Raw genomic sequence first — 6,408 nt, 5'->3', positions numbered from 1 at the left:
AAATCTGACGGCTCCGCCTTCGAAGGTTCGAATCCTTCTCCCTCCACCATCTTTTAAGCCAGTGCATTGCACTGGCTTTTTTCTTATGGCTTCCTGTCAGATTTCTTCCACTGACCCATCTCACTTCTGCGACTTTGAGAATTCTGTGCCCGGCACAGCACGCATGCTCAAAAAACCGCCACAAAAAAGGACTAAACTCAAACCAACAATAACTGTGATCCTTATCACTCCAAAGCCGTATGAGGACCGTGGTATGCCTGATAAAGTCCATAAACTGAACCTGACACCGCCTCCATGGCCGACCATGCGCGTTCTGGTGATTGATGATCAGCACAGTGCACAAAGTCTGATGAAAGGCATGCTCCTGCAAATTGGCATTCGTCATATTGATACCGCCTCAAACTATCGTGAAGCGATTCATCATTGCCAGCACACGGCCTACCAGCTGATTCTCGTCGATTATCATCTGGATCACATGCTGACCGGCAGTGAACTCATCAGCCTGCTGCGTAAAAAACAATTACTGAGCCCGGAATGCGGACTGGTCATTTTTTCTGCCGATACCAGCACCCGGGTTGTTCTCACGGCACTGGCTGTTGAACCTGATGCCTTTCTGACACTGCCGATGCCTGTGATCAGCCTGCAAAACAAGCTTTGTCAGGCATGGCAAAACAGTCAGGCACGTCACCCAGTCTATCAGCGGTTAACAGCACAGGGACTGACAGAAGGGATCCGGTACTGCAAGCAGCAACTCCTCAAACATGGTCCGGATTACCAGCTTGAGCACCTGCTGCTGGATATGCTGATGGAGAACAAAGACTGGTCTCAGGCAAACCGCTACGCCAGCCTGTTCAGGAAATATCACCCTTCCGTGAAAGTCTCACTGACTGAAGCTCGCCTGTATACTCAGGCGGGAGACAAGAACAAAGCGATTCAGCACCTACAACAGTTGCTCGAAAAATCCCCGCTGTGCCTGGAAGCACTGGATTTACTGGCAAACTATCAGGCTGAAAATAAGGAAGTGCTTGCGGCACTGGCTACCGCCCAGCGCGCGCTGAAACTATCTCCTTCCGCCAGCCACCGGGCGCTGAAGGTAGCACAGCTGGCTGCGAAAACTGGCCAGAGTGAACCCTTGATGCAGGCAGGTATGACACTGGCAACGCATCTGCCCATCATCGATATCGGGTGGATCATCTGTCTGGCTGAATTCAGTGATACCTTTGAGCAACTGTACTTCACGACGCCCTCTGCGCAGACCAAACGACAGCTCAAAGTGCAGTTAAACAAAATCACGCAGCGGGCCCGTCATCGTCTGCTGCCTGCCCAGCGTCACTTTCTGTACTGCTTTCAACAGCTCGTACAGGCACGCCTGTTGCTGGCACAAGGTTCCGCACTCAAAGCAAAGCGCCGGTTGCTGCTTGGCCTGTCAGGCTATTTCAGCTGCATTCATAAATTACCGTCTGTCATTCTGGCTGAAGCGCTGCCACTGCTTTTGCAATTGGGCGAGACTGCCCTGATTGCCGATGCCTGTCAGGCTCTGAAACACAGAGACCGTTTCGACGGACACAGCCGGCACCGCTTGCAGGCACTGCGAGAAAACAGTCTCGCATTTGACGCCCTCAGATGGCTCGAAACCACGCTGAAAACAGCACAAGCCGCAAGATTAACCCGACCTGCACAAGCGTTGTTTCATTTTGAAACCATTCTCCGCGACTACCCATTATGCAGTGAGGCCCACCTGGGCCGTATTGACTGCCTGCTCAGAATGCCGGGCACTGTTCCTCCCGGGCTGTACCGCCAGAGCCTGAACGCTGTCTGCATGATGCCGCTTCCCGCCGAACAGGCAGCCTGGCGGCATGCCTTAAGTACCGAACTGAAAACCGGAAAACATCTGAGCCATCTGCCTCAAACGGGTCCGCTTTACCGGGAACTGCCGCCCATCCAGATCACCACCTGGTCTCCGCTGCTGCACTAATCTCAGAAATCCCGGCCGTGCGGCGAGTCCAGATCAAGTGCCGGGCCTGCTGGCACAACGCCGGTCGGGTTGATCATCTGGTGACTGAAATAGTAGTGGCGTTTTATCTGCTCAAAATCGGTTGTTTCTGCCACACCCGGGATCTGATAGAGCTCTTTCAAATAACCCTGTAAATTCGGATAGTCCGCAATACGCTGCTGATTACACTTAAAATGACCAACATAAACAGCATCAAAACGGATCAGGGTTGTGAATAATCGCCAGTCCGCTTCCGTGATTTGCTCTCCTGCCAGATAGCGGTTTGATGCCAGATGCACATCGACTTTATCCAATGCGCTGAACAGCTCAGAAAATGCCGACGCGTACGCAGCCTGCGTGCTCGCAAACCCGCAGCGGTACACACCATTATTGATATTCGGATATATGAAATCATTCCAGCGGTCAATTTCATGCCGGAGCGCCAGCGGATAGTAATCATCGTGATTACCGGTGATCGCATTAAATGCCGTATTGAGCATCCGGATGATTTCAGACGATTCATTACTGACGATGGTCTGGGTTTGCTTGTCCCACAGCACAGGGACTGTCACTCTGCCGGTGTAATCCGGTTTGGCTTTTGAATAGAGCTGATGCATAAATTCAAATCCATAGAGAGGCTCTGGCTCAGAAAACTCCCAGCCGTGTTCCAGCATGTCCGGGTCGACAACCGTTACCCCAATATGCCCGGCCAGCCCTTTCAGCTGACGGAAGATCAAAGTCCGGTGTGCCCAGGGACAAGCCAGTGAGACGTACAGATGATATCGTCCGGATTCCGCCGGAAAGCCTTGCTGCCCCTCTGGACCCGGCGCTCCGTAGGCTGTCAGCCAGTGGCGGAATCCCGCATCTTCACGCACAAATTTGCCGTCGTGCTGCTCAGTCTCATACCATACATCGTGCCAAACACCCTTGATGAGCTTTCCCATGATTACCTCGTCGTGAGTCGATTTATTCACCATTATAAGGAAGGTATTTTCATCCGTCGGCGCAGAAAATCCGGCAAAGATCATCAGGATATTCGAACGGACTTTTACAGCGCTTACGCTCATTCAGGCACTATGCTAGGATGACCACATTTCCCACGCTGACAGAACAGAATTCAAATGAAAGTCATCTCATTTAATATCAATGGATTAAGAGCAAGACTCCACCAATTGCAAGCCGTCATCGATAAACATCAGCCGGATGTCATTGGTCTGCAGGAAATCAAAGTTCATGACGAAGCTTTCCCGTTAGAAGACGTTGAAGCTATGGGCTATAAGGTGTATCACCATGGCCAGAAAGGACACTATGGTGTAGCGCTGCTGTGCAAACAGGAACCGGTTCATGTCCGCAAAGGCTTCCCGACTGATGACGAAGAAGCACAGCGCCGGATGATTATGGCTACTTTTGAGCAGGCCAACGGTAAGCAGGTCACCATCCTGAACGGTTATTTCCCTCAGGGTGAAAACATCAATCACGAAATCAAATTTCCGGCCAAAGAAAAATTCTACGCGGATCTGATGACCTATCTTGAGGCGCATCACAGCAGCGATGAAGAGCTGATCGTCATGGGTGACATCAACATCAGCCCGATCGATCTGGATATCGGTATCGGCCCGCAAAATGCCAAACGCTGGCTGCAGACCGGAAAATGTTCATTCCAGCCTATTGAACGCGAGTGGCTGAAAAAGCTGCTGGACTGGGGGTTTGTCGATACTTTCCGTCAGCTGCATCCGGATGCGGATGACAAGTTCTCATGGTTTGATTACCGATCCAAAGGGTTCGACGACAACCGTGGTCTGCGCATTGACGTGGTTCTTGCGACCCCTTCACTGGCAGCGCGCTGCCATGAAGCTGGGATTGACTATGAACTGCGCGGGATTGAAAAACCGTCCGACCACGCACCGATCTGGTCTGTATTCGAATAATCCGGGTATCTCCAATCATCGCACCAATACAGAAAAGCCAGGGATAACCCTGGCTTTTTGATTGACCGGACACAGTTGAATCAGCTCAGCGCTTTCATATGGCGCAGATACCTGCCTTCCAGTTTGCGGAAAGTCCAGATCACGGTAAATGTCAGCACCATGTAACACAAACCGGCAAACAGGAAGGATTCGAACGGTGCGTAATAGCGCGAGTTCACAATCCGGGCAGCGCCGGTCAGATCGATAATCGTGACGATACCTGCCACGGCGGAGCCATGGATCATGAAAATCACTTCGTTACTGTAAGCAGGCAGGGCACGACGCAGCGAGCTCGGCAAAATAATGCGGCGGAATGCCTGCATGTGACTCATTCCGTAAGCTTTCGCGGCCTCGACTTCTCCTTTCGGCATGCTGTTAATCGAGCCCCGTACAATTTCTGCGGTATAAGCAGCGGTATTAAGTACAAAAGCCACCAGCGCACAGAACCAGGCATCTTCCCAGAGGGTGCCCTGAACATTCATAAACTGGCTGACACCGTAATAAATCAGGTACAGCTGCACCAGCAGAGGCGTTCCGCGGAAAAAGTAAATATATGCCCAGGCCGGACCGTAGATCACAGGATTCTTGCTGTTCCGTGCCACCCCCATCGGAATGGCAATCAGAAGACCAATCACCAGCGCCAGCGCAACCATCCAGAGGGTCGTATAAAAGCCTTGCAGGTACAGCTGCCAGCTGTCTGTCAGAATACTAAAGTCCATCTCTTACCTCGTATGGATACTAAACCGACGCTCTGCCCACTTCAGTGCAGAAGTAGAAAGCGAGGTAAACACCAGAAACAGCACAGCGATTGCCATATAGAACGTAAATGGCATCTGGGTGGTACCGGCAGCCAGTGCCCCCTTCCGTACCATGTCATCCAGACCGATAATCGAAACCAGTGCCGTAGTTTTCAGCAGAACCAGCCAGTTATTCCCGAAGCCCGGCAGCGCATGCCGGATCATCTGAGGCAGCAGGACTCGGCGGAAAGACATCGCACTGCTCATGCCATAAGCTTTCGCAGCTTCCAGTTCCCCTTTATCCACCGCCATAATGGCACCCCGAAAGGTTTCCGCCATATAAGCACCGAAGATGAAACCTATGGTCAGAATACCGGCAACAAAGGGACTGACCTCAATATAATCGGGCAGGTAAGATGTCCATTCATGAGCCGGATCCGACGAGGCGAAGTAGTTGTTCAGCCACTCATTGATGCCGTAAAGGCTGTTGTTCAGCAGAACCTGACCGCCGAAAAAGATAAGCATCATCAGCACCAGGTCCGGGATACCACGAATCACCGTGGTGTAAGCCGTAGCCGTCACTCGGGCGGTACGGTATCGGGAGAGTTTTGCCAGTGCACCCAACATGCCCAGCGTCATCGCCAGCAGCAGTGACAGCAAGGCAACCTGCAAGGTTATCCATGCGCCTTCAACCAGCGACCATTCGTATCCTTTTAAATCCAGCAAGGGGTCACTCCTTTAAACTGCAAAGGGTTTGCCATGTAAAAAGTACCGAGCCACCTGTGACCCGGCACTCTCTGATTCATATCGCGTATTTCACCGGGAGACGCATTATTGTCTCGTTACCGGGGGTTACTCACCGTAAACATCGTATGAGAAGTATTTATCCTGAATCTGTTTATAAACACCTTTCTCACGCAGTGACAGAATGGCTTTATCCAGCTTCTCAGTCAGGTCTTTGTCCTGCTTACGAGTCGCAATTCCGAAACCGTCACCGAACCATTTCGGATCAGTCAGCGAAGGACCAATGAATTCATAACCATCGCCGCCATCTTTATTCAGCAGACCTTCTTCCAGCGCAGAAGCATCTCCAAGAACCGCTGCGATACGACCCGCTTTCAGATCCAGATACGCATCATCGAATGAGCCGTAACGAACAATCTCAACGGAATCACCATAGTTGTCTGTCAGGTACTTATCGTGCGTAGTTGCACGCTGAACACCAATTTTCACGCCCTTCAGGCCGTCTTTCGAGAAGTCCAGCTGCGTGCCTTTTTTGGCCACGTATTTATTCGGAATCAGAGCATACTTGTGGGTAAAGTCGACTTTCTTTTTACGCTCATCCGTGATCGACATTGCGGCAATGATGGCATCGTACTTACGGGCCAGCAGAGACGGGATGATACCGTCCCAGTCCTGAGCGACGATCTTACATTTGGCTTCCAGTTCTTGACACAATGCATTGGCCATATCGACGTCAAAACCTTTCAGCTCACCACTGGGTTCAGTCCAGCTGAACGGAGGATAGGCGCCTTCGATACCAAAACGAATTTCTTTCCACTCTTTCGCCTGAGCAGAGGTCACACCCAGAGCAGAAACGACTGCGGCAGCCAAAATCCATTTTTTCATTGTCTTACTCCTGTTGTATTTGCAACAACCCGCCATGTCGTCCGGGTTGAAAGATTCGCTGAATCAGCGAAGTTGTGAGTTA

The 6,408-nt window shown here is 51.4% G+C and carries 6 protein-coding genes; 2 read left to right on the top strand and 4 right to left on the bottom strand.

What is annotated here, in order from left to right; all coding sequences use genetic code 11:
- The first annotated feature begins 253 nt into the window (after positions 1 to 253).
- Complete coding sequence (locus SPK40_RS12110; RefSeq protein WP_330960619.1) at positions 254 to 1,975, top strand: response regulator; 1,722 nt, start codon at positions 254 to 256, stop codon at positions 1,973 to 1,975.
- Between the two features lie 2 nt (positions 1,976 to 1,977).
- On the opposite strand, the gene SPK40_RS12105 is transcribed toward SPK40_RS12110, so the two are convergent.
- The gene (locus SPK40_RS12105) at positions 1,978 to 2,937 is read right to left on the bottom strand and encodes a glutathione S-transferase family protein (RefSeq protein WP_330960628.1); all 960 of its coding nucleotides are present in this window, start codon (positions 2,935 to 2,937) and stop codon (positions 1,978 to 1,980) included.
- Positions 2,938 to 3,114: 177 nt separating this feature from the next.
- Here SPK40_RS12105 and xthA point away from each other — a divergent pair, with 177 nt between their 5' ends.
- Positions 3,115 to 3,921 carry an exodeoxyribonuclease III gene (gene xthA / locus SPK40_RS12100; RefSeq protein WP_248141159.1) on the top strand — a complete coding sequence of 269 codons (807 nt, stop codon included), beginning with the start codon at positions 3,115 to 3,117 and terminating at the stop codon, positions 3,919 to 3,921.
- Between the two features lie 80 nt (positions 3,922 to 4,001).
- Here the strand turns inward: xthA and SPK40_RS12095 are convergent, their stop codons facing one another.
- From SPK40_RS12095 to SPK40_RS12085, 3 genes are all read right to left on the bottom strand, one after another.
- Positions 4,002 to 4,679, bottom strand: a complete 678-nt coding sequence (locus SPK40_RS12095) for an ABC transporter permease (RefSeq protein WP_248141160.1) — start codon at positions 4,677 to 4,679, stop codon at positions 4,002 to 4,004.
- Positions 4,680 to 4,682: 3 nt separating this feature from the next.
- The gene (locus tag SPK40_RS12090; RefSeq protein ID WP_248141161.1) at positions 4,683 to 5,423 is read right to left on the bottom strand and encodes an ABC transporter permease; all 741 of its coding nucleotides are present in this window, start codon (positions 5,421 to 5,423) and stop codon (positions 4,683 to 4,685) included.
- Between the two features lie 126 nt (positions 5,424 to 5,549).
- On the bottom strand, positions 5,550 to 6,326 hold the full coding sequence (locus tag SPK40_RS12085) for an ABC transporter substrate-binding protein (protein ID WP_248141162.1): 777 nt from the start codon (positions 6,324 to 6,326) through the stop codon (positions 5,550 to 5,552).
- Positions 6,327 to 6,408 lie beyond the last annotated feature (82 nt).

Origin of the sequence: Photobacterium sp. 53610, from assembly GCF_036409375.1 — a bacterium.
GTDB lineage: Bacteria > Pseudomonadota > Gammaproteobacteria > Enterobacterales > Vibrionaceae > Photobacterium.
Note: the sequence above shows the minus strand (reverse complement) of the source record. Positions and strands in the feature narration are given on the sequence as shown.

Excerpts from the sequence above, each read along its gene's own strand:
- xthA (WP_248141159.1), top strand. The coding sequence starts at position 3,115 with ATGAAAGTCATCTCATTTAATATCAATGGATTAAGAGCAAGACTCCAC.
- SPK40_RS12095 (WP_248141160.1), bottom strand. The coding sequence starts at position 4,679 with ATGGACTTTAGTATTCTGACAGACAGCTGGCAGCTGTACCTGCAAGGC.
- SPK40_RS12110 (WP_330960619.1), top strand. The coding sequence starts at position 254 with ATGCCTGATAAAGTCCATAAACTGAACCTGACACCGCCTCCATGGCCG.
- SPK40_RS12085 (WP_248141162.1), bottom strand. The coding sequence starts at position 6,326 with ATGAAAAAATGGATTTTGGCTGCCGCAGTCGTTTCTGCTCTGGGTGTG.
- SPK40_RS12105 (WP_330960628.1), bottom strand. The coding sequence starts at position 2,937 with ATGGGAAAGCTCATCAAGGGTGTTTGGCACGATGTATGGTATGAGACT.